Origin of the sequence: Klebsiella sp. NPDC088457, from assembly GCF_044900465.1 — a bacterium.
Lineage (GTDB): Bacteria > Pseudomonadota > Gammaproteobacteria > Enterobacterales > Enterobacteriaceae > Klebsiella.
Window position 1 is genome coordinate 1 of record NZ_JBJDNH010000044.1, and the last position, 20,986, is coordinate 20,986.

A 20,986-nucleotide genomic window follows, 5' to 3' on the forward strand; every position below is an offset into this window, starting at 1 on the left:
ATTCGGCAATACGGTCGAGACAATGAAACAACACGAATCAGCAGATAATTCTCAGGGGCAGCTCTATATTGTGCCCACTCCGATAGGAAATCTGTCTGATATCACGCAGCGCGCCCTGGAAGTGTTGCAAGCCGTTGATTTGATTGCTGCGGAAGATACCCGCCATACCGGCTTGCTGCTCCAGCATTTTGCGATTAACGCCCGTTTATTTGCGCTGCATGACCATAATGAACAGCAAAAAGCCGAAACACTTCTGGCGAAATTAAAAGAGGGGCAAAGCATCGCTCTGGTCTCTGACGCCGGTACCCCGCTTATCAACGATCCGGGCTATCACCTGGTGCGGGCCTGTCGTGAGGCGAATATTCGCGTGGTGCCGCTGCCAGGGCCTTGCGCGGCAATTGCGGCACTGAGCGCGGCGGGGTTGCCTTCCGATCGTTTTTGCTATGAAGGGTTCCTGCCGGCAAAAGCGAAAGGACGCCGCGATACGCTGAAGGCGCTGGAAGAAGAGCCGAGGACGCTGATTTTTTACGAATCAACCCACCGTCTGCTGGAAAGCCTGGAAGACATCAGTACGGTGCTGGGTGCATCCCGCTACGTGGTGCTGGCGCGCGAGCTGACCAAAACCTGGGAATCTATTCACGGCGCACCGATAGGCGAACTGCTGGCGTGGGTGAAAGAGGACGAGAACCGGCGTAAAGGAGAGATGGTGCTGATTGTCGAGGGATTTAAAGCCCAGGAGGAAGCCCTTCCCGCAGACGCGTTACGCACGCTGGCTTTACTGCAGGCGGAGCTGCCGCTGAAAAAAGCCGCCGCGTTGGCCGCAGAAATTCACGGGGTGAAGAAAAATGCCCTGTACAAGTACGCGCTCGAGCAGCAGGGATAAGCGAGTGGCCCGGTGAAACCGGGCCGTGTCACTTATTTCATCGGCGTTGCTTCAAAGACCAGCGTTTGTAGCGGCTGCAGCGTAATCACTACGGCGTCTTTGTAATTCTCCGGTACCGTTGAGTTACGGCCATAGACGGCTTTCATCGCGAAATGGGTCGCTTCCCCCTGAGGGATTTCGAAGTCCTTCGTCAGATTCAGATAGTAGCTTTGTGGCTTATCAGAAGGGTTACGTAGGCCCAGGATAGCCTTGTCTTTGTTCCAGGATGCCCAGCCATATACCTCAAGCGCCGTAGGGTCACCGCCGACCCAGTGGGTATCCACCAGCACATGCGCATTTTCTCGTGACCATTTTGCCGCCTGTGCCAGGACGTCCCATTTGGCGTTGTTCAACATCGATGGCGTGATGTAGAGCTCCTGTAGCTGGGTTCCGGTGGCGAAATAGCTCCATACCTGATCGGCAAAATCACCGTCCGTCTGCACTTTTTCCAGACCGTAATAGGCATTCTCTGCACTAACAATCCCGTGATACATCAATGAATTAAGTGGGAATAGCGGACCCTTTCTTACAATTGAACGGTAGGTTTCCGCATCGCGGTAGGTCATCCACTGCTGTACCGGCGTGCCGGGGCCATACAGGTTGATATCATCGCCCTGGCGCCAGATAGAATCGGCATAGAACAGCCACGACGGGCTGGCATCGGTGCCGGTCGTCAGGTTGATAAACAGATTCGGATTGGCGCTGCGCATGTTGTGCAGCAGGGCGATGGAAGCATCAAAATCGGAGGCGAACCGGCTGCCTTTGATATGCGAGTTGGCGTTACCCATCCCGTCCAGTTTGAAGGAGGTGATGTGCTCATTCTTAATCAGCTTCGCGATTTGTTCATTGAAGTTTTTGAAATAATTTGGCCCGGAGAGGGCGAATTTTCCGTCGACCGTTTCGAAGCCATACTCTTTGGCATGTGAAACGCGGATATCGCGCGGTTTATTGTAACCACCCCATGGCGAGAGCCATAAACCAACCGAGCTATGCAGGCTATCTGCCTTCTCTTTGACCTTACCGAAACCGTGGCTGAACGCCGGACCAAATAGCCACCTTCCGGTACGGTCGTCCCAGCCGTCATCCAGCAGGAAGGCATCAAGAGGCACGCCGCGGCCGGTAATAAACGCTTTATTCCATTCATCCATGCGTCCCAGCACGTCCTGCTCGGTGTAGGTGGTAAAGAAGCCGATATCCATCCAGCTGTTGTAATGCAGGTACGGTTTGTACGGGCGTGGACGCACGGCATCGATAAACTGGTTTACGCTGCGGCGTAGCTGGCTGGTTTCCGCCACGGTTCCGAACCAGGTGGTGTAGCTGACCGGAGTTTCCGGCTGAATGGGGGTTTTGAGCTCGACGTTGAGGTTCGTGGTGCCTTCATAGGCGTAGGTGTTGACGATGGGTTTGTCCGGTAACATGAAAAAGACGTCGGCAATAATCGGCGAGCTATTAATTGCGCCATCGACGTAGGGGGCCTGCGACTGCTTTTGGGTGGGGAAGAAGGTGATTTTCGCGACCTTCTGCGCTTTACCGACGGCGGCAATGGCGTAATCAATACTGGCGTACTTACCCTTCAGCAGACTCAGCGTCATGGTTACGTTGAAATCAGGATGGGTATATTCCACCACCAGCGCATTCTCTTTTTTCTCGACCTGTTTGATTTTAAAGTCGGCCGTATGAATGACGGTCTCATCCGGCAGCGTCAGAAAGAACGGCTCCTGCGGCGACAGCTGATGGCTGGAGCGCGTATCTTTAACCACCACAGCAGAGCTGGCATCATCGAACGAGAAAGCCATATTGTCGTTATTCAGTGCATAATCCGCCGCAAAGGCACTATGAGAGATAAAGAGGGCGAGCAACGAAATATTGAGCGCTTTGTTCATGGGGCAGAGGTCCTTTATTTTTGTTTTATCAGCGGTTGTCAGCGTTATCCTGCCGCGAAAAACGCTGTGGAGCGGGCGTAAAATGGCGATCAGGCTTCAGTGGGCAGCAGACGGTTTGCCGAGCCGCAAATGGTGATTTTGCTTCGCACCACCTCTTGCATCGCGTCCATGCCGACGCGCATGTAATAGCGGGGATCGTTACCCTGCGGGTTGTCGGCGAACCATTTTTTGACCGCTGTGGCAAAAGCGATTTTCAGCTCGGTGGCGACGTTGACTTTGCATACCCCGAGCTCGATTGTACGGCGTACGTAGTCGTCAGGCACATCGCTCGCGCCGTGCAGCACCAGGGGCACATCGACGACTTCGCGGATCTCCGCCAGGCGGCGGAAATCAATTTTCGGCGTTTTGGTATAGAGTCCGTGCGCGGTGCCGATAGCCACCGCCAGGCTGTCAACGCCGGTCAGTTCGACAAAGCGTTTGGCCTCCTGTGGGTCGGTCAGAAAAGCGCTTTCAGCATCAACGCTCATATCATCTTCCACCCCGCCCAGGCGACCGAGTTCAGCCTCTACGCTGCAATCACGCGCGTGGCAAAAATCCACGACCGATTTCACCAGGCTGACATTCTCGGCAAACGGGAAGTGGCTGCCATCGATCATCGCACTGCGAACGCCGGCGTTCACTTTATGGATAATATCTGTCAGCGATTCATGATGATCGAGATGCAGCGCCAGCGGCATCTCATAGCTGGTGGAGTAAGCGCTGCATAAAGCGTAGATCTCCTCCAGCGCAATATGTTTAAAGGTACCCGGGGTACCGGCGAGGATCACCGGCGATCGCATTTCGCCGCAGACCTCGAGGATCGCCTGGATCGTCTCGGCGTTATGAATGTTAAATGCAGGTACCGCATAGCCTTTTGCCTGGGCATCCAGCAGAAGATATTTTGTGGAAATGATGCTCATGATGCGATCCTCTTAAGCATTCCAGGGGTGAATGACAACACCTTGCACCACGCGGTTGACCGTACCGCTGGCGGAAGGGGTATCCGGGGTATTACCCATGCCGATGGATTGCGTGAGCGCGAACACCTGGGCATACATCAGGAAGCAGAAAGCCTGCTCGACATCGATAAAGGCGCGGGCAGACGGGAGCAGGATGTGCGGACCGGCTTCGACAACGGCATCGGTTTCGGCGGCAATCGCTACCACGCGCATTGCCTGTTGGTCGCGACGCAGTTCTGCCAGCAGATCGAGGTCGTACTGGCGCGTATACGGGTGGCTGGAGACAAACACCACGACCAGCGTCGCGCTATCCACCAGGGATTTCGGCCCGTGGCGAAAGCCGGTTGGCGAGTCATAAAACGCCGCCAGCTTACCGGCGGTCAGCTCCAGCACCTTCAGGGCCGATTCGCGTGCCGCGCCTTGTAACCCGCCGCTGCCGAGATAGACGATCCGTTTCCACGGCGCATGACCAAATACGCCATCGCTAAAATCCCCGAGCGACGTGAGGATCGTCTGACAGCGATCCGCCACGTCGCGGAAGGTTTTGCTGTTGATCGCAGCAGGCGCGAACACCGCCAGGCAGCTCGCCATCATGGTGGTAATACTGCTGGTCATTGCAAAGCCGCGGTCATGTGTTTCTGCCGGCATCAATAGCGCAAAGGCGTTATCGCTGTTGATCGCGTTTTGGTACAGGCTGCCGGCTTCATTACAGGTGATCGACAGGTGATAGCATTCCGGTACGAACTGGTTGGCCAGCTCAACGGCGGCGACGCTCTCCGGGCTATTGCCGGAGCGGGCAAAGGAGACCAGCAGCAGCGGGTGCGCGGCGTTCAGGTAGTCCATAGGATTGGTGACCAGGTCGGTCGTCGGCACGGCGCAGATGTTTTTCCCGGTCTGGCGCGACAGCCAGGGAGAGATGATCTCGCCGATAAAGGCGGAGGTCCCTGCGCCCGTCAGCACAATGCGTAGATCGTTTTTGCACAGCAATGGCGCGAGGAAGTTATCGATCGCCGAACGCATATTGTCGATGTTGTTGAGCGAGCGGATCCAGCTGGCGGGCTGCTGACGGATCTCTGCTTCTGTCCAGGTGCCGGTCGTGGCGGAGGTAGCGGTATAGGTTTCAGGCATAACTCAGTCCTTAGTCGTGTGAATTCCACATCAGACGCTGGCAAAATTGTCGCTATCTTTCGTTTCGTTTCACTTTTTCACGTAATCAGTTAGATAAAATTTATAGGAAAGAAATCGAAAGTTCAATCAAAGAAACAAGAAATAAAACGAAAACTGTGATCAAAGAGCGACAGGTTTATTTATTTTATTGATTTATATATTTTTTATTTGAGGTGACGTGTTGTTTAACGTGATTTAAGAAAGGAAAAGAAAGGCCTTGCGGGGCGAGACCGAAGGCCAACATGATACATAGTGAAAGGGCTAAAGGGGGAGAGCCTGGCCCTGAATCCAGATCTGCTGAAGCTGTAGCCTGTCGTCCAGCGCAATAACGTTCGCGCATTTTCCTGTCCGTAGCGATCCTAGCCGATCGTCGATACCCAGCAGGCGGGCAGGGTGAAGCGATGCCATATGAATGGCATCTTCCGGCACCACTCCTGCCAGTGCCGCCATGTTGCGAACGGCCGCATCAAGCGACAGCGTACTGCCCGCCAGGCTACCGGAGGCGGTGCGGACAATACCGCCGTGCATCGCCACCTCTTCACCGCACAGCGAATAGCGGCCATCGGGCATACCGGCTGCCTGCATCGCATCGGTGATCAGAACAAGGCGTTGCCCGGCACAGCAGCTACACAGACGCATGGCGGCGGGATGGACATGATGCCCGTCGGCGATAAGCTCCAGCCAGGCCTGCGGCGTAGTGAATCCGGCGCCGACCATGCCCGGTTCCCGGTGATGCAACCCGCTCATCCCGTTGTAGCAATGCACCAGCCCGTCAGCTCCGGCATCGAATGCGGCGCAGGTTTGCGCATAGGTCGCTGCGCTATGGCCCAGCATGACCCGCACGCCCTTTCGTTTAAGATGATGAATCGCCGCTATGGCACCCGGTTTTTCCGGCGCCAGCGCGACCACCCGCAATGTTTGTCGCGAGCGGGCAATTAAAGCATCCAGCTCGTTGGTATCCAGCTCACGAAACAGTTCAGCCGGATGGGCGCCTTTATTCTGCGGGGTAAAGTAGGGCCCTTCCAGGTAACTGCCCAGCACCAGCGCGCCGGGACCGCCGGATAGCGTGCGCCGGGCGATTCTTTCCAGCGCGCCATGGATGCTTTTCAACGGCGCGGTGACGGTGGTGGGCAGCCAGGCTCCCACCCCCTCGCGCGCTTTGTACATTGCCAGACTGTCGAGCGCATCCGGCGCTTCATCCATCACATCGATCCCCGCGCCACCATGGACATGAACATCAATGTAAGCCGGACAAAGCAGCTCGGCGTCGCGCGCGGTCACGCCAGCGGGAACCGGTTCGATCGCGACGATGACGCCTGCTTCCATACGAAGCTGACGATCGGCAAGCCAGCCCTCTTCGGTCAGCACGCGCCTGGCACGCAGAATATGCGTCATATCCCTTCCTCAACGGATTTTTCTTCACGGCAGCGCGGCAGCTCATCGACCAGACTGGTTAACCCGCGATGCCCGCACTCCAGCGCCTGCAGGCGAAACGTCTCGCTGTTCAGACCCTCGCGTTCCAGTACCATTTCCAGCAGCAGTTGCAGATTGGTGCCGGTGATGACTTCACGCCCTGGCTTTTTCATCGCCAGCGTCGAGGCCACGCGAAATGGCGTCCCGCCCAGCAGGTCGGTGAGAAAAACGATATCGTCTTCAGCGTCCAGTTTGCTTACCGCCTGCTCAAGCTGAGAGGTGAGCAGCGCGGTGGTCGATGTTTCCGGAAAGTCGATGGCGATAAACTGTGACTGTTCACCGAGTATCTGTTTCATCGCCATTGCCATACCGCTGGCAAAACCACCGTGACCCGTCAAAATAATGCCTAACATCGAATACCTCTTTGTATTTACAGGAAGTGGCAGAATTTGCCCACCACGCCCAGTACGACGGTGAGCGCGATGAGACGTAGCGGGCTCCAGCCGCGGCGTACCAGCCAGAACATTGTCAGGGTATACACCAGCGGCAGAAACGCCGGCATCAGCTTATCGATAACATCGGTTTGCAATTTGACTACCGCATCGCCTGCGGTGATCTCAAGCGTGGTGTTGAGGCGCACATAGGTTGCCACCAGCGCGCCAATCACCGTCATCCCGACGATAGACGCCGCGTGCCCCACTTTTCTGGTATTGGCCTTAATCAGCGGTATCGCCGCGACGCCCATGCGATAAGCGTAGTGCGCGAGGCCGAAGCGCAGCCCGAGATGTACCACGTTAAACAGTACGATAAACACCACCGCGCCGAGGATCGAACCTTGCAGCGCGAGGCTGGCGCCAATGCCGCCGCAAATCGGCAGCAGCGTTAGCCAGAACATGGCGTCGCCAATCCCGGCAAGCGGCGCGCCGACGGCAATTTTGGTGCTCTGGATACTGTTGACGTCCTGCTTGGACCGCTCCATAGCGAGGATAATGCCGATAACAAAGGTCACCAGAAACGGATGGGTGTTGAAGAACCCCATATGACCTTTCATGGCGCGTGCCAGGTCGCGCTTGTTGGTGTGGATCTTTTTCAGCGCTGGCAGCAGACCGTACAACCAGCCGGACGCCTGCATACGTTCGTAGTTGAACGAGGCCTGCAAAAGCATGGAGCGCCAGGCGACGCGGTTAATATCTTTTTTCGTCAGCTCTGCGCCGAGAGTCTGGTCTTCGTAGACGTTTTCATTGACGCCGGAAAGCAGCGTCTCTTCGGGGGTAGCGACGCCTGGCAGAGTGGTTTGATTAGATGCCATCTTCGAATTCCTCTTTCTGGGCCGTCGGTGCAGCCGGTTCTGGAGATTTACGCAGCAGATCAATCAGCGCCATCGCCAACGCCGCGGCGGCAATGGCCAGCACCGGGAGCTTCAGCCAGGCTGCGGCGACAAACCCGATGATAAAATAGGGGATATAGACGTTTTTCATCATGATTTTCAGCAGGACGGCAAAGCCGATTGCCGGCATGATGCCGCCCGCTACGCCGAGGCCGTCAATCAGGCGCTCCGGTAGGACATCAATGGCGGTTTTCGCATGCTCCGCACCGAAATAGATCGGCAGGAAGGCACAGAGAAAATAGAAGATCCCTAACGCCAGCAGGGCAAGATAGTTAACCCGCTCAATACCGTTGGTATCAGCATTTGCCGCCATACGATCGCAGCGGGACATCACGCCGGACATCACCGAGAACAGGAAGGTGATCCCCATTTGTACCGCGACGGCGAAAGGGACGGCGACGCCGACGGGGACATCAGGTTTCACGCCGGTGGTAATGGCAAAGGTGGTGCCGACGATGGTGCCGATAATCACATTTGGCGGCTGAGCGCCCGCCAGAGGGGCCAGCCCCATCCAGACCAGCTCCAGCGTGCCACCGGTTAAAATACCGGTATGCAGATCGCCCAGAATCAGCCCGACCAGCGGGCCAAGGACCACCGGGCGATGCATATGGGTTAACCCGTTGAACATATCCAGACCGGCGATAAAGGCAAGAATACCTAATGCAAAGGCCTGTAACAGACTGATTTCCATTATGAATCCCTCAGAGTAGTTTAAAGAGATCCAAAGCGGGTTCTGTCGGAACGCCCTGGACGAAACATTCCACCCCGGCGGCTTTCAGGCCGTTAAACGCAGCAATATCGTTAGCGTCTACAGAAACCGTTTTGGCAATGTGTTGTTTGCCATTGGCATAGTGCATATTTCCTACGTTGATGCGCGTGACCGGGACGCCGCCTTCGACCAGCCTGAGAAAGTCCGCGGGCGTTTTACAGACCAGTAGAATTTTTTGCCGATCCGCGGCGCGGTGGATAGTGTCGATCGTTTTTTGCAGCGACCAGAAGCGTACGGCGATCCCTTCTGCCAGCACCATCTCCATCAGGTTTTGCTGCACCGAATCTTCTGCCACCTCATCATTGGCGACCAGCACCAGGTTCGCCCCCGCAAATCCGACCCACTGGACCCCTACCTGACCGTGGATCAAACGTTCATCGATACGGCTTAAGACAATATTGGGCATCGCGTTTTCCTCTTTGTTGTTATGCGTTTTGGGACGTAACGCCTTTACTGGCGGCGTGGTACTGCTGAAGTATGTCCTGAATGTGGTCGATGATAAGTTCCCGCGGCGCCGCCTTGAGATCGCCCTCGCGAACTTTAATGTACTGCAAGGGCATATACTGGCTGATGAGCGGCAGCGGAATAGGCAAGTTCGCCAGGTTACGCACCAACCGGGCAAAGGCCTCATCGATTTGGCTGTCTGGCCAGTAGTAGCGAACGCGGTCAGAGTAGCTGTAGCCGCGTGCCAGACGCCGCGCGTTGCCATCGCCGTGATAGTGATTTTGCCAGTACTCCGGACGATCGAGCATCACGTTTTCCAGCACGTGGCGCAGGCCGGAACACGCTTTTGCGGGCAGCAGTTCTTCCTCTATTGCCGCCAGCGAGAACAGCGCTTCGCGCAGCGCGAAGGTGAGCGCCGGGCCGACTTTGAGAATGGCGAAGTGATGTTCCACCAGTTTACGCAGCGCCTGCGGCGTCTGGTAGTCGGTAGAGTGGGCTTCAAATACCAGCGTGTCATAAGCTTCAACCATGGCGCTGAGCGCGGCGGTTTGCTGTGGTTGGTAGTCGATAATATGGGCGTGATCGAATTCGACGCCAGGCTGTACCACCAGGCCGATAATGCGCGGCCAGATGTCGGTCAGACCCTGTTTTTCAAAGGCATGACGATGCGCCTCCAGCGTGGCGCGCGCTGCATCAGGAGTGGTGACCTGCAGTTCGGTGAGCGTTTCATGGGCGCCGCCGGGGATGGGGACTTCGGTGCCGATAACATACACCAGATCGGATTCGCCAAAGTGCTCACGGCAGGTCTCTTCGGCGATCTTTGCCAGTCGTGCGGCGCGTTCCGCGACGATCCCGTCGCTTAACGGCAGCGGATCGTCTTTGCAGGACATGCTGCAATCGAGGTGGATCTTCTTAAAGCCAGCTGCGACATAGCTTTTGATTAATGCATCGGCATGCGTCATCGCCTGAGAGGCGGGCAGGTTTTGCCAGCGGTTGGGGCCGAGATGATCTCCCCCGAGGATCAGCTGCGACTGTGGAAAATCGAGCGCATCGGCGAGCTGGCAGACAAAACCGCGAAAATCGGCCGGCGTCATGCCGGTGTAGCCGCCGAACTGATCCACCTGGTTGGAGGTGGCTTCAATCAGCAACGGCGTCCGCTGCGCCCGGGCGTAGCGAATGGCGGCTTCAAGTACCAGTGGATGCGCGGAACAGACGGCATAAATTCCGTTTGTATTCCCTTGTTTATGCTGTTCCACCATTTCAGTAAGATGTTTCACTTTCCTCTCCATTTCGGATGGTAATGATATTAATCTTTCGTTTTGTTTCATTTAATACTGCATCATGGTGATGTAAAAATAAAACGAAAGATAATAGTTTTCCGATCTGTTTCACAAAAGAAACATAATGAAAGGTTTCAGCGGTGGCAGCGCGGCCTCTGTCATGCGCCCTGGGGCTTGCATTCCGCTAAAAGAAAGGTGTTAATAGGCCAAACGAAATGAAACGAAAGATTCAACAAAAGGAATTCTTATGAGCGATACCGACTCTTCTGCAGATAAGCGCATCAGCGGCACCAGCGAGAGGCGTGAGCAAATTATCCAGCGGTTGCGGCAGTTGGGAAGCGTACAGGTGAACGATCTGGCGCTGTTATATGGCGTCTCTACGGTGACTATTCGCAACGATCTGGCTTTCCTTGAAAAACAGGGGATCGCCGTTCGCGCTTATGGCGGCGCGTTGATCTGTGACGGTACACTGCCCGCCCCTGAGCCTTCAGTGGAAGATAAAAGCGCGCTCAATACCGCAGTGAAGCGCAGCATCGCGCAAGCGGCGGTAGAGCTGATTCAGCCGGGACATCGCATTATTCTCGACTCCGGCACAACGACCTTTGAAATTGCCCGTATGCTACGCCAGCATAGCGATGTCATCGCGATGACCAACGGGATGAATGTGGCGAATGCGTTACTGGATGCCGAAGGGGTGGAGCTGCTGATGACCGGGGGCCATCTGCGCCGTCAGTCGCAGTCGTTCTATGGCGATCAGGCGGAACAATCTTTACAGAATTACCACTTTGATATGCTTTTTCTCGGCGTCGATGCGATCGATCTTGATCGCGGCGTGAGTACCCATAACGAAGATGAAGCGCGTCTGAACCGTCGGATGTGCGAAGTGGCGGAACGGATCATTGTCGTTACCGATTCAACCAAATTTAATCGTTCGAGCCTGCACAAGATCATCGATACCCAGAGGATCGATATGATTATCGTTGATGAAGGGATCCCGACCGAAAGCCTCGAAGGGTTGCGCAGGAGTGGCATTGATGTGCGGCTGGTTAAAGGGTAAAGATCCTTTTTCGGCCCCTCTCCATACAGGAGAGGGGGCAATTTCCGGCATCGCCTCGCCTAAGGAAAATCAGGTTACCGGCGCCGGGTTAAATACCGCCAGCTGGTTATGCAGCCCCCATCTATCTGAAAAGGTTTTTTTGCGGCCGCTGGCGACGTCAAGGATAAACTCAAACAGCTTCAGGCCGACCTCTTCGATGGTCTCTTCCCCCGTCGCAATGGTCCCGGCGTTGATGTCCATTAAGTCATACCAACGGTTCGCCAGCTCGGTTCGGGTCGCCATCTTAATGACCGGGACCGCCACCAGACCATATGGCGTCCCGCGCCCGGTGGTAAAGACCTGGACCGTAATCCCCGAGGCGACCTGCTGGGTCCCGCAGACAAAATCGCTGGCCGGCGTGGCGGCGAAGATCAGCCCGCGTTTGGTGGGGCGCTGGCCCGGGGAGAGCACCTCGACGATCGCGCTGTTGCCCGATTTGGCGATTGAGCCAAGCGCTTTTTCAACCACGTTGGCCAGGCCGCCCTTTTTATTGCCCGGCGAGGGGTTGGCGCTGCGATCGGTCTGACCCATATCAAGATAATTGTCATACCACGCCATCTCTTCGAGCAGGCGCCTGCCTACCTCTTCGTCCACCGCCCGCGGGGTGAGCAGATGGATGGCGTCGCGTACTTCTGTGACCTCGGAAAACATCACCGTCGCGCCGCAGCGGACTAACAGATCGGAGGCATAGCCAACCGCCGGGTTAGCGGTTACGCCGGAAAAGGCATCGCTGCCGCCGCATTGCATACCGACAACCAGCTCGGAAGCCGGGCAGGTTTCACGCTGGCGGGCATTGAGTTTTGCCAGATGGCGTTCCGCCACCTGCAGAATATCGTCGATCATCGACTGGAAGCCGACGTGCCGCTCATCCTGCAGACGCACAATGCTGGCGCCGTCGACGGCAATAGGCTCGACATCCTCCGTGCCCTGCAGCAGGCGTTCCGGCTGAAGCTTTTCACAGCCGAGGCCGACCACCATGACTTCGCCGCCGAAATTCGGGTTCAGCGACAGATTGTGGATAGTGCGGATCGGCACCACGGCGGCCGGGGCGTTGATCGCCACGCCGCAGCCATACAGATGGTTAAGGCCGACCACGCCATCGACATTCGGGTACTTTGGCAGCAGATCGCGCTCGATGATTTTCACCACGTAATCCACCACTCCCGCCACGCAATGCACGCTGGTGGTGATGCCGAGCAGGTTTTTAGTGCCGACGCTGCCGTCCGCGTTACGATACCCTTCAAAGGTATAGCCGTTGAGGGCCGGGAGAGGCTCAGGGACTTTCGTCGCCAGCGGCAGGGTGTTAAGCGGCGGCGAGCTGGGAAGTTCAACCGTTGACTCGTCAATCCAGCTGCCGCGCGCGATATCGCGAACGGCATAGCCAATGACTTCGCCATAGCGCACGATTTCAGCGTGCGCGGGAATATCCACCAGGGCGACTTTATGACCCTGAGGAATATGTTCAATCAGCTCCAGTCCGTCCGGGAAGCGACTCCCGGCTTTCAGACCATTATCATTGACAATAATGGCCACATTATCGCTATCGTGCACCTTTATATAAAATGCCGCAGGCGATTTTTGTCTCATTTCAATATCGACCATTGTCCAGCAAGCTCCAGCAAGGTGGTGATAATAATATGGTAATTCAGGTAGGTTGAATCTAATTATACAAATACCTGTTAGATGTTATGGAATAAGCATGTCAGGAGTCGGAGATTCAGAGTGTGATCAATATCACTCATTATTGTGATGGACAGCGAGCGGCCGGGACTAAAGCGTAAATATGTGCATCAGCGCCCAGCGTAGTAGGCAGTTGCTTTAATTAATATTTGAATTTAATTAATTAATTGTGCTTTTGCACAATGCACAGCCGATGGCGGCTGTTTATACTGAATGACGATTTCATGATGTCTGATGCGTTATTAAAGCATGACTATTCGAGGTCAGCATAAGGAATATCTGCCGAAAAATAATAAAAATACCTTTTTGCACGCCTGGAATAAATAAAAGATACCGGATGCGTTTGCAGAAAAACGCACGGTAGCCGAACGTGAATATTACTCATATTTGCTGGGTGGCGGATCAACGTATAAAGATAGCTAAATAATTAACGGTTAAGTGAAAGGTTGAAGCGATGAATAACGACATCTTCCCGAACAAATTTAAGGCCGCGCTGGCGGCACACCAGGTACAGATTGGCTGCTGGTCGGCGCTGGCCAGTCCGATTAGCACCGAAGTATTAGGTCTGGCGGGTTTCGACTGGCTGGTGCTGGATGGCGAACATGCGCCAAACGATATTTCGACGTTTATTCCACAGCTGATGGCGCTGAAAGGCTGCTCCAGCGCGCCGGTGGTACGCGTGCCAACCAACGAACCGGTGATCATTAAGCGTCTGCTGGATATCGGTTTTTACAACTTCCTGATCCCCTTTGTTGAGACCGAAGAAGAGGCGGTTAACGCCGTTGCTTCCACCCGTTATCCGCCGGAAGGCATCCGCGGCGTTTCCGTGTCGCACCGCGCGAATATGTTTGGCACCGTGGCGGATTATTTTGCCCAATCGAACAAAAACATCACCATCCTCGTGCAGATTGAAAGCCAGCAGGGCGTGGATAACGTCGATGCTATTGCGGCGACTGACGGCATCGACGGCATCTTCGTCGGCCCCAGCGATTTAGCCGCGGCGTTAGGGCACCTGGGAAATGCTTCCCATCCTGAGGTCCAGCAGGCGATTAAGCATATTTTTGCGCGGGCGAAACTCCACGGTAAACCGAGCGGCATCCTTGCACCGGTAGACGCGGATGCACGTCGCTATCTTGAATGGGGCGCGACCTTTGTTGCCGTCGGTAGCGATTTGGGCGTTTTCCGCTCCGCCACGCAGAAACTGGCGGATGCTTTTAAAAAATAACCTCCAGGGTTGAAAGAGAGAGAACGTTATGACGATGAAAGTTGGTTTTATTGGCCTTGGCATCATGGGCAAACCCATGAGTAAAAACTTGATCAAAGCCGGTTACTCGCTGGTGGTCTCCGACCGTAATCCTGAAGCCGTTGCTGAAGTGATTGCGGCCGGTGCGGAAACGGCGTTAACGGCGAAGGCGGTTGCCGAGCAGTGCGACGTGATCATCACCATGCTGCCCAACTCCCCGCATGTGAAAGAGGTGGCGTTGGGTGAAAACGGCATTATTGAAGGCGCCAGACCGGGTGCCGTGCTGATTGATATGAGTTCTATCGCACCGCTGGCCAGCCGTGAAATCAGCGACGCGCTAAAAGCGAAAGGCGTGGATATGCTGGACGCCCCGGTCAGCGGCGGCGAGCCTAAAGCGATCGACGGCACTCTGTCTGTGATGGTCGGCGGCGATAAGGCTATTTTCGACAAATACTATGACCTGATGAAGAGCATGGCCGGCTCGGTGGTGCACACCGGTGAAGTTGGTGCCGGCAACGTCACCAAGCTGGCTAACCAGGTGATCGTCGCGCTGAATATTGCCGCCATGTCGGAAGCGCTGACGCTGGCAACGAAAGCCGGCGTTAACCCGGAGCTGGTGTATCAGGCGATTCGCGGCGGTCTGGCGGGAAGCACCGTGCTGGATGCCAAAGCACCGATGGTGATGGATCGCAACTTTAAGCCGGGATTCCGTATCGACCTGCACATTAAAGACCTGGCGAATGCGCTGGATACTTCCCACGGCGTTGGGGCTCAGCTGCCGTTGACGGCTGCGGTAATGGAGATGATGCAGGCCCTGCGTGCCGATGGTCTGGGCACCGCCGACCATAGCGCGCTGGCGTGCTACTACGAAAAACTGGCGAAAGTGGAAGTCACTCGCTAACAAGAAGGGCGCGGTAACGCGCCCTGTACTTCTTGCCTTGCGCGGCACTGTCAGGCTACATAATTATGAAAATCGTAATCGCCCCAGACTCTTATAAAGAAAGCCTTTCTGCCGTCGAGGTAGCTCAGGCGATAGAAAAAGGATTTCGGGAAATTTTCCCCAATGCGGAATATGTTTCTGTTCCGGTCGCCGACGGCGGCGAAGGCACCGTTGAGGCGATGATTGCGGCCACGCAGGGTTGTGAATATCGCGCTCTGGTGACCGGGCCGCTGGGGGAGAAGGTGCACGCCAGCTGGGGCATGTCCGGCGATGGCCACACCGCATTTATTGAGATGGCGGCGGCGAGCGGGCTGGGCCTGGTTCCCCTCGCGCAGCGTAACCCGCTGCTGACAACCTCGCGCGGTACCGGCGAGCTGATTCTCCAGGCGCTGGATCATGGTGCGAAAAACATCATTATTGGTATCGGCGGCAGCGCCACCAACGATGGCGGAGCCGGCATGGTGCAGGCATTAGGCGCGCGGCTCCAGGATGCGAACGGCGTAGATATCGGTTACGGCGGCGGCAGCCTGGCCAGCCTGAATAGCATCGATCTCTCCGGGCTGGATGTTCGGCTGCGTGAGTGTACGATCCGCGTGGCCTGTGACGTCACCAATCCGTTGACCGGAGCCGTGGGGGCTTCGCGTATTTTCGGCCCACAAAAAGGGGCGACGGAGGCAATGATTTTCGAGCTGGATCGCAACCTTGAACATTACGCGGACGTCATTAAACGTACCCTGCGCGTGGATGTCAAACAGGTGGCGGGGGCAGGGGCAGCTGGCGGCATGGGGGCGGCACTGATGGCGTTTCTTAATGCTGAATTACGCAGCGGGATTGAAATTGTGACCCAGGCGCTGAATCTGGAAGAGCATATCCTCGACTGCTCTCTGGTGGTGACCGGAGAAGGTCGGCTGGATAGCCAGAGCATCAACGGTAAAGTGCCGGTTGGCGTGGCGAGCGTGGCGAAAAAGTTTCATAAGCCGGTGATTGGGATTGCCGGTAGCCTGACTCGCGATGTGGACGTGGTTCATCAATATGGTATTGATGCGGTGTTCAGCGTGCTGAGCAGCGTGACGACTCTGGAGGAGGCGTTTTGCGGCGCGTCGGACAATATCTACCGCGCCTCACGCAATATTGCCGCCACTTTGCAGGTCGGGATTGCGATGGAAGGATGACAACCGGCGGCAAACCTTTTATACTTCGCGCCGAAGCTGACCAGGCAGTCGCCGCTTCGTCGTCGTCCTCTTCGGGGGAGACGGGCGGAGGGGAGGAAAGTCCGGGCTCCATAGGGCAGGGTGCCAGGTAACGCCTGGGAGGCGCAAGCCTACGACCAGTGCAACAGAGAGCAAACCGCCGATGGCCCGCGCAAGCGGGATCAGGTAAGGGTGAAAGGGTGCGGTAAGAGCGCACCGCGCGTCTGGTAACAGTTCGCGGCACGGTAAACTCCACCCGGAGCAAGGCCAAATAGGGGTTCACAAGGTACGGCCCGTACTGAACCCGGGTAGGCTGCTTGAGCCAGTGAGCGATTGCTGGCCTAGATGAATGACTGTCCACGACAGAACCCGGCTTAACGGTCAGCTTCAACTATTGCGGAAACCCCCATACAGTGCGAGCTGTATGGGGGTTTTGCTTTGCCGCTTCGTGAGACAGACAGCATGGAAGTGGATGAATGACTGTCCACGACAGAACCCGGCTTAACGGTCAGCTTCAACTATTGCGGAAACCCCCATACAGTGCGAGCTGTATGGGGGTTTTGCTATTGCGGAAGGTGGTCGTTCAGGCGGCGTTTTCTTCGTCCTGAATCCGCGTTTCGGCTTCTGCGACAATGGCTTCCAGCTCGCTGAGCATCTCTTCGTAGCCGAAGCTGAGCACGTTTGACGGCTCTGGTAACAGAGGTTGCGGCGACGGTACGGCTTTCGTGACTTTCTTCTTATGCTTACTCACTGACAAACTCCATGACTCCCGTTATTACACCGGTAAATCTATCAGCAAAGCGCGCAATGGCGTATCGGCGACGAGGGTAATGTTAGCTTCGTCACGAATAAACGCGCCATCGCCGCAGGTCAGCGCCTGTTTTTCTTCCTCATGGGCGACGGCATGCACCGTCCCGTGGATGGATTGCAGATAGGCGCGCGGCCCGTGAAGCCGTACATCGATCCGCTCGCCTTTGGCGAGATCGAGGTGGTGGATCCAGACCTGCTGACGCAGCTGCAAACTGTTCTGTACTCCGTCCGGTGAGGCGAGCAGCTGTTGCGGGACGCCGGCGATCGTCATCTTCTGCACCAGCGGATTTTCCCGCTGCGGGCAGGCATCCAGCCATAGCTGCATCCGGGTCAACGACCCCTCTTTACTCAGGTTGTGCTCGCTGTAACTCACCCCTGGCTGAGTGGCTATCAGCAGCGCTTCACCGGCCTTTGCCTGCACATGATTGCCGTCACTGTCGCGATACTCCGCTTCCCCTTCCAGAATCAGGTTCAGAATATCGACTTTCGGGTAGGTACGCGGTTGAAACGACGCGCCTGGTGCCAGAACTTCCTGGTTGAGCACGCGTAAAGACGCGTAGCCTAACAGTTTCGGGTCAAAGTAGTGTCCAAAGGAAAAGGTGTAGCGGGCCTGCAGCCAGCCGAAATCTGCTTGTCCGCATTGTTTGGCTGTTCGGGTAGTAATCATTTTCTTGACCTCTCTTTACACTAAATCAATGGTAAAGGTATGGACGCTGTATTGTTAGCCAGATATTCTGCCTGGTATGTTCAAATTTCCTGAATGAGACTGCTATGGCTAAAGAGAGAGCATTAACGCTGGAAGCGTTACGCGTAATGGACGCTATCGACCGGCGTGGGAGCTTTGCTGCTGCGGCCGACGAGCTCGGACGGGTACCTTCAGCCCTCAGCTACACCATGCAAAAGCTGGAAGAGGAGCTGGATGTGGTGCTGTTTGACCGCTCAGGTCATCGGACAAAATTCACCAACGTTGGACGGATGCTGCTCGAGCGCGGACGCGTGCTGCTGGAAGCGGCCGATAAGCTTACGACCGATGCCGAAGCGCTCTCGCGCGGCTGGGAAACGCATCTGACCATCGTGACAGAGGCGCTGGTGCCAACCCAGGATTTTTTCCCGCTGATTGAAAAACTGGCGACCAAATCGAATACCCAGCTGTCGGTTATTACCGAAGTGCTGGCCGGGGCGTGGGAGCGGCTGGAGCAGGGGCGGGCGGATATTGTCGTCGCGCCGGATATGCATTTTCGTTCATCGTCAGAAATTAACTCCCGCAAGCTCTATTCGGTGCTGAACGTGTATGTCGCCGCGCCGGATCATCCTATTCATCAGGAGCCGGAACCGCTGTCTGAAGTGACGCGAGTAAAATATCGCGGCGTGGCGGTGGCGGATACCGCCCGCGAACGTCCGGTGCTGACGGTACAGCTGCTCGATAAACAGCCGCGGTTAACGGTCAGTACGATTGAGGATAAGCGCCAGGCGCTGCTGGCGGGGCTGGGGGTTGCGACCATGCCCTATCCGCTGGTGGAAAAGGATATTGCGGAAGGGCGCTTACGGGTGGTCAGCCCGGAATACACCAATGAGATCGACATCATCATGGCCTGGCGCCGCGATAGCATGGGCGAAGCGAAGTCCTGGTGTCTGCGCGAGATTCCGAAGCTGTTCGCCGGGAAGTAAATCCGCGATGCGCTCCTTCCGCGGGAGGAGCGCATCCTGCATCAGGAGACGGTTTTTGGATCCGCGCCGAAGCGGTTGCTTCCGGGCGTTCCATTCTGGCAATTGAAGATCAGGATCACCAGCCAGCCAATCACCGGGATCAGCAGCAGCAACAGCCACCACGCCGAGCGATCCGTATCGTGCAAACGACGAAACTGCACCGCCCACCACGGTAAAAACACCAGCACGCCATAAATCGTCGTCAGGATGCCTTCACCGCCTGCGCGTTGCCAGCCCAGCATCCTGTCGATGATGCTGAGTACGCCGGTCAGGATGAGGTTGACCAGAATAAACATCCAGTACTCTTTCCGGCGTGCGCGGCCGCCAAATCCAATATAGTTTTTTAGTACGTTTAAATACCAGTCCATTTTTACGCCTCAATTAACGGTCAATCACTTGTTTTTAAAGCGATCGTAATAAGAATAGACGTGAATGAAAGACGGGTAAATATTCAGGAACTGAAATATCAGGCGCCGCAGGGGGCGCCCGATCGCTTAGCGGAAAAGAAGATCCCGACCGTGTGGCTCGCTGAGATCCTGCTGCGGGCCGATAGAGATAATCCCGGTGGGGTTAATGGTTTTATGGCTGCGATAGTAGTGATTGCGGATATGAGCAAAACTCACCGTCTCCGCAATACCCGGTATCTGGTAGATATCGCGCAGGAAACCGTACAGATTGGGATAATCGCTGATGCGCCGTTTGTCGCATTTAAAGTGGGTCACGTAGACCGGGTCGAAACGCACAAGGGTGGTCCACAGGCGAATATCTGCTTCGGTCAGCTGGCTACCCGTCAGGTAGCGCTGTCGGGCAAGAATCTGCTCCAGGCGTTCCAGCGAGGCGAATACCGCAGCAACGGCTTCATCATAAGCCTGCTGGCTGGTGGCGAACCCGGCTTTATAGACGCCGTTATTGACGTTGTCGTAGATCCAGCCGTTCAGTTCGTCAATTTTCTCGCGCAGCGCTGGCGGGTAGTAATCCCCGGCCGTCGCCCCCAGCCCATCGAAGGCGGTATTGAACATGCGGATGATTTCAGCCGATTCGTTGCTGACGATGGTGTGCTGCTTTTTATCCCATAATACCGGCACCGTAACCCGCCCGGTATAGTGTGGATCGGCGTGCAGGTAGAGCTGATAGAGGAATTCGTGTTGATACAGCGTATCCCCGGTCGCCTCGGGGAAATCGTCGTCGAAGGTCCAGCCGTTTTCCAGCATCAGCGGATGAACGACCGACACGGAAATAAAGGGATCCAGCCCTTTCAGCTTACGCAGGATAAGCGTGCGATGCGCCCACGGGCAGGCGAGGGAAACGTACAGATGGTAGCGGTCTTTCTCTGCGGCAAAGCCGCCTTCACCGCTGAGACCAGGCGCGCCATCGGCGGTCAGCCAGTTACGGAAGGCCGAAGCGGAACGCTTGAAACGTCCTCCGGTGGATTTGGTGTCATACCAGGTATCGTGCCAGACGCCGTCGATTAGTTGTCCCATTCTTTCCTCCTTCAGACTTTAGATAGCAAAAGCGAGGAGATTTCTCCTCGCTTTACACTTCACTCAGTATAGTGTGCTTACCACTTTTTATTCAGCACGCGGTCGATGCTGAATGCGCCCGGGCCGGTGATAGCCAGCAGCAGGAAGCCGCCTGCGATGGTCAGGTTTTTCATAAACATCAGCGAGTTCACGCCTTCAGCAAAGTTGCTGTGGAACAGGAACGCGGTCAGCAGGGTGAAGCCGGCGGTGAACAGCGCGGTGGTACGCGTCAGGAAACCGAACAGGATAGCCAGACCGCCGCCGAACTCCAGCAGAATGGTAAGCGGCAGTAATGCACCCGGTACGCCCATGGCTTCCATATATTGTTGAGTACCCGCATAACCGGTGATTTTGCCCCAACCTGCAGTGATAAACAGGATTGGCATCAGAATGCGTGCGACCAGTACACCAACATCTTCTAATTTTTTCATTTCTTACTCCAGAGAACCCAAAGGGCGGCGGTTTCATTTTTTGGTGCAATCCTGCGTAGTTACGCGGGGTTGCTGTCGATGGAGGGAATATTAACGAGGCGCTGAG

At 55.9% G+C, this 20,986-nt stretch carries 21 protein-coding genes and 1 other RNA gene; 7 read left to right on the forward strand and 15 right to left on the reverse strand.

The genetic code is table 11. The annotated features are described in order from the left end of the window. Window positions 1-22: 22 nt before the first annotated feature. Window positions 23-883 carry a 16S rRNA (cytidine(1402)-2'-O)-methyltransferase gene (gene rsmI, locus ACI2JR_RS22510; RefSeq protein ID WP_462479534.1) on the forward strand — a complete coding sequence of 287 codons (861 nt, stop codon included), beginning with the start codon at window positions 23-25 and terminating at the stop codon, window positions 881-883. Between the two features lie 32 nt (window positions 884-915). Here rsmI and ACI2JR_RS22515 read toward each other — a convergent pair whose 3' ends face one another. From ACI2JR_RS22515 to kbaZ, 9 genes are all read right to left on the reverse strand, one after another. Beyond that, window positions 916-2,805, reverse strand: coding sequence for an enterotoxin (locus ACI2JR_RS22515; RefSeq protein ID WP_462479516.1), 1,890 nt, complete (start codon window positions 2,803-2,805; stop codon window positions 916-918). An 89-nt stretch (window positions 2,806-2,894) separates the two neighbouring features. Continuing rightward, on the reverse strand, window positions 2,895-3,764 hold the full coding sequence (gene kbaY / locus ACI2JR_RS22520; protein ID WP_462479517.1) for a tagatose-bisphosphate aldolase subunit KbaY: 870 nt from the start codon (window positions 3,762-3,764) through the stop codon (window positions 2,895-2,897). A gap of 12 nt (window positions 3,765-3,776) precedes the next feature. Then, a complete protein-coding gene (locus ACI2JR_RS22525) occupies window positions 3,777-4,931 on the reverse strand; it encodes an SIS domain-containing protein (protein ID WP_132729579.1) in 1,155 nt (384 codons plus the stop codon). Window positions 4,932-5,231: 300 nt separating this feature from the next. Then, window positions 5,232-6,365, reverse strand: coding sequence for an N-acetylglucosamine-6-phosphate deacetylase (gene nagA, locus ACI2JR_RS22530; protein ID WP_462479518.1), 1,134 nt, complete (start codon window positions 6,363-6,365; stop codon window positions 5,232-5,234). Beyond that, complete coding sequence (agaF, locus tag ACI2JR_RS22535; RefSeq protein ID WP_462479519.1) at window positions 6,362-6,796, reverse strand: PTS galactosamine/N-acetylgalactosamine transporter subunit IIA; 435 nt, start codon at window positions 6,794-6,796, stop codon at window positions 6,362-6,364. Before agaF ends, nagA begins: the two co-directional genes overlap by 4 nt. 17 nt (window positions 6,797-6,813) lie before the next feature. Beyond that, window positions 6,814-7,692 carry a PTS N-acetylgalactosamine transporter subunit IID gene (agaE, locus tag ACI2JR_RS22540; RefSeq protein ID WP_462479520.1) on the reverse strand — a complete coding sequence of 293 codons (879 nt, stop codon included), beginning with the start codon at window positions 7,690-7,692 and terminating at the stop codon, window positions 6,814-6,816. Continuing rightward, the gene (agaW, locus tag ACI2JR_RS22545; protein ID WP_462479521.1) at window positions 7,682-8,461 is read right to left on the reverse strand and encodes a PTS N-acetylgalactosamine transporter subunit IIC; all 780 of its coding nucleotides are present in this window, start codon (window positions 8,459-8,461) and stop codon (window positions 7,682-7,684) included. Before agaW ends, agaE begins: the two co-directional genes overlap by 11 nt. 10 nt (window positions 8,462-8,471) lie before the next feature. Continuing rightward, window positions 8,472-8,945, reverse strand: coding sequence for a PTS N-acetylgalactosamine transporter subunit IIB (gene agaV / locus ACI2JR_RS22550; protein ID WP_132729584.1), 474 nt, complete (start codon window positions 8,943-8,945; stop codon window positions 8,472-8,474). Between the two features lie 19 nt (window positions 8,946-8,964). Next, window positions 8,965-10,260 carry a tagatose-bisphosphate aldolase subunit KbaZ gene (gene kbaZ, locus ACI2JR_RS22555; protein WP_462479522.1) on the reverse strand — a complete coding sequence of 432 codons (1,296 nt, stop codon included), beginning with the start codon at window positions 10,258-10,260 and terminating at the stop codon, window positions 8,965-8,967. 250 nt (window positions 10,261-10,510) lie between these two features. On the opposite strand from kbaZ, the gene ACI2JR_RS22560 reads away from it, so the two are divergent. Then, window positions 10,511-11,320, forward strand: a complete 810-nt coding sequence (locus ACI2JR_RS22560) for a DeoR family transcriptional regulator (RefSeq protein WP_462479523.1) — start codon at window positions 10,511-10,513, stop codon at window positions 11,318-11,320. 69 nt (window positions 11,321-11,389) lie between these two features. Here the strand turns inward: ACI2JR_RS22560 and garD are convergent, their stop codons facing one another. Next, window positions 11,390-12,961, reverse strand: coding sequence for a galactarate dehydratase (gene garD, locus ACI2JR_RS22565; protein WP_462479524.1), 1,572 nt, complete (start codon window positions 12,959-12,961; stop codon window positions 11,390-11,392). Between the two features lie 532 nt (window positions 12,962-13,493). Between garD and garL the strand changes: the two genes are divergently transcribed. The 4 genes from garL (at window position 13,494) to rnpB (ending at window position 16,805) form a co-directional block, all read left to right on the forward strand. Continuing rightward, the gene (gene garL, locus ACI2JR_RS22570) at window positions 13,494-14,264 is read left to right on the forward strand and encodes a 2-dehydro-3-deoxyglucarate aldolase (protein WP_132729587.1); all 771 of its coding nucleotides are present in this window, start codon (window positions 13,494-13,496) and stop codon (window positions 14,262-14,264) included. Window positions 14,265-14,292: 28 nt separating this feature from the next. After that, window positions 14,293-15,183, forward strand: a complete 891-nt coding sequence (garR, locus tag ACI2JR_RS22575; protein ID WP_462479525.1) for a 2-hydroxy-3-oxopropionate reductase — start codon at window positions 14,293-14,295, stop codon at window positions 15,181-15,183. A 65-nt stretch (window positions 15,184-15,248) separates the two neighbouring features. After that, window positions 15,249-16,394, forward strand: a complete 1,146-nt coding sequence (garK, locus tag ACI2JR_RS22580; protein WP_462479526.1) for a glycerate 2-kinase — start codon at window positions 15,249-15,251, stop codon at window positions 16,392-16,394. A 32-nt stretch (window positions 16,395-16,426) separates the two neighbouring features. Continuing rightward, window positions 16,427-16,805: RNase P RNA component class A (gene rnpB / locus ACI2JR_RS22585), an RNA gene on the forward strand. A gap of 190 nt (window positions 16,806-16,995) precedes the next feature. Here rnpB and ACI2JR_RS22590 read toward each other — a convergent pair. Continuing rightward, a complete protein-coding gene (locus ACI2JR_RS22590) occupies window positions 16,996-17,163 on the reverse strand; it encodes a hypothetical protein (RefSeq protein WP_165905716.1) in 168 nt (55 codons plus the stop codon). 24 nt (window positions 17,164-17,187) lie between these two features. After that, window positions 17,188-17,889 (reverse strand): pirin family protein, encoded by a 702-nt coding sequence (locus ACI2JR_RS22595; RefSeq protein WP_462479527.1) that lies wholly within the window; start codon window positions 17,887-17,889, stop codon window positions 17,188-17,190. 104 nt (window positions 17,890-17,993) lie between these two features. On the opposite strand from ACI2JR_RS22595, the gene yhaJ reads away from it, so the two are divergent. Next, window positions 17,994-18,890 carry a DNA-binding transcriptional regulator YhaJ gene (gene yhaJ / locus ACI2JR_RS22600; RefSeq protein ID WP_132729591.1) on the forward strand — a complete coding sequence of 299 codons (897 nt, stop codon included), beginning with the start codon at window positions 17,994-17,996 and terminating at the stop codon, window positions 18,888-18,890. A gap of 41 nt (window positions 18,891-18,931) precedes the next feature. On the opposite strand, the gene ACI2JR_RS22605 is transcribed toward yhaJ, so the two are convergent. From ACI2JR_RS22605 to ACI2JR_RS22615, 3 genes are all read right to left on the reverse strand, one after another. Further along, window positions 18,932-19,297, reverse strand: a complete 366-nt coding sequence (locus tag ACI2JR_RS22605; RefSeq protein ID WP_462479528.1) for a DUF805 domain-containing protein — start codon at window positions 19,295-19,297, stop codon at window positions 18,932-18,934. A gap of 126 nt (window positions 19,298-19,423) precedes the next feature. Continuing rightward, a complete protein-coding gene (locus tag ACI2JR_RS22610) occupies window positions 19,424-20,410 on the reverse strand; it encodes a glutathione S-transferase family protein (RefSeq protein WP_132729593.1) in 987 nt (328 codons plus the stop codon). 77 nt (window positions 20,411-20,487) lie between these two features. Continuing rightward, complete coding sequence (locus tag ACI2JR_RS22615) at window positions 20,488-20,880, reverse strand: DoxX family protein (RefSeq protein ID WP_004867955.1); 393 nt, start codon at window positions 20,878-20,880, stop codon at window positions 20,488-20,490. Window positions 20,881-20,986: the final 106 nt, after the last annotated feature.

Bases quoted from the DNA above. Each gene is read 5' to 3' on its own strand.
- rsmI (WP_462479534.1), top strand. From the start codon at position 23: ATGAAACAACACGAATCAGCAGATAATTCTCAGGGGCAGCTCTATATT.
- ACI2JR_RS22515 (WP_462479516.1), bottom strand. From the start codon at position 2,805: ATGAACAAAGCGCTCAATATTTCGTTGCTCGCCCTCTTTATCTCTCAT.
- kbaY (WP_462479517.1), bottom strand. From the start codon at position 3,764: ATGAGCATCATTTCCACAAAATATCTTCTGCTGGATGCCCAGGCAAAA.
- ACI2JR_RS22525 (WP_132729579.1), bottom strand. From the start codon at position 4,931: ATGCCTGAAACCTATACCGCTACCTCCGCCACGACCGGCACCTGGACA.
- nagA (WP_462479518.1), bottom strand. From the start codon at position 6,365: ATGACGCATATTCTGCGTGCCAGGCGCGTGCTGACCGAAGAGGGCTGG.
- agaF (WP_462479519.1), bottom strand. From the start codon at position 6,796: ATGTTAGGCATTATTTTGACGGGTCACGGTGGTTTTGCCAGCGGTATG.
- agaE (WP_462479520.1), bottom strand. From the start codon at position 7,692: ATGGCATCTAATCAAACCACTCTGCCAGGCGTCGCTACCCCCGAAGAG.
- agaW (WP_462479521.1), bottom strand. From the start codon at position 8,461: ATGGAAATCAGTCTGTTACAGGCCTTTGCATTAGGTATTCTTGCCTTT.
- agaV (WP_132729584.1), bottom strand. From the start codon at position 8,945: ATGCCCAATATTGTCTTAAGCCGTATCGATGAACGTTTGATCCACGGT.
- ACI2JR_RS22560 (WP_462479523.1), top strand. From the start codon at position 10,511: ATGAGCGATACCGACTCTTCTGCAGATAAGCGCATCAGCGGCACCAGC.
- garD (WP_462479524.1), bottom strand. From the start codon at position 12,961: ATGGTCGATATTGAAATGAGACAAAAATCGCCTGCGGCATTTTATATA.
- garL (WP_132729587.1), top strand. From the start codon at position 13,494: ATGAATAACGACATCTTCCCGAACAAATTTAAGGCCGCGCTGGCGGCA.
- garR (WP_462479525.1), top strand. From the start codon at position 14,293: ATGACGATGAAAGTTGGTTTTATTGGCCTTGGCATCATGGGCAAACCC.
- garK (WP_462479526.1), top strand. From the start codon at position 15,249: ATGAAAATCGTAATCGCCCCAGACTCTTATAAAGAAAGCCTTTCTGCC.
- ACI2JR_RS22595 (WP_462479527.1), bottom strand. From the start codon at position 17,889: ATGATTACTACCCGAACAGCCAAACAATGCGGACAAGCAGATTTCGGC.
- yhaJ (WP_132729591.1), top strand. From the start codon at position 17,994: ATGGCTAAAGAGAGAGCATTAACGCTGGAAGCGTTACGCGTAATGGAC.
- ACI2JR_RS22605 (WP_462479528.1), bottom strand. From the start codon at position 19,297: ATGGACTGGTATTTAAACGTACTAAAAAACTATATTGGATTTGGCGGC.
- ACI2JR_RS22610 (WP_132729593.1), bottom strand. From the start codon at position 20,410: ATGGGACAACTAATCGACGGCGTCTGGCACGATACCTGGTATGACACC.
- ACI2JR_RS22615 (WP_004867955.1), bottom strand. From the start codon at position 20,880: ATGAAAAAATTAGAAGATGTTGGTGTACTGGTCGCACGCATTCTGATG.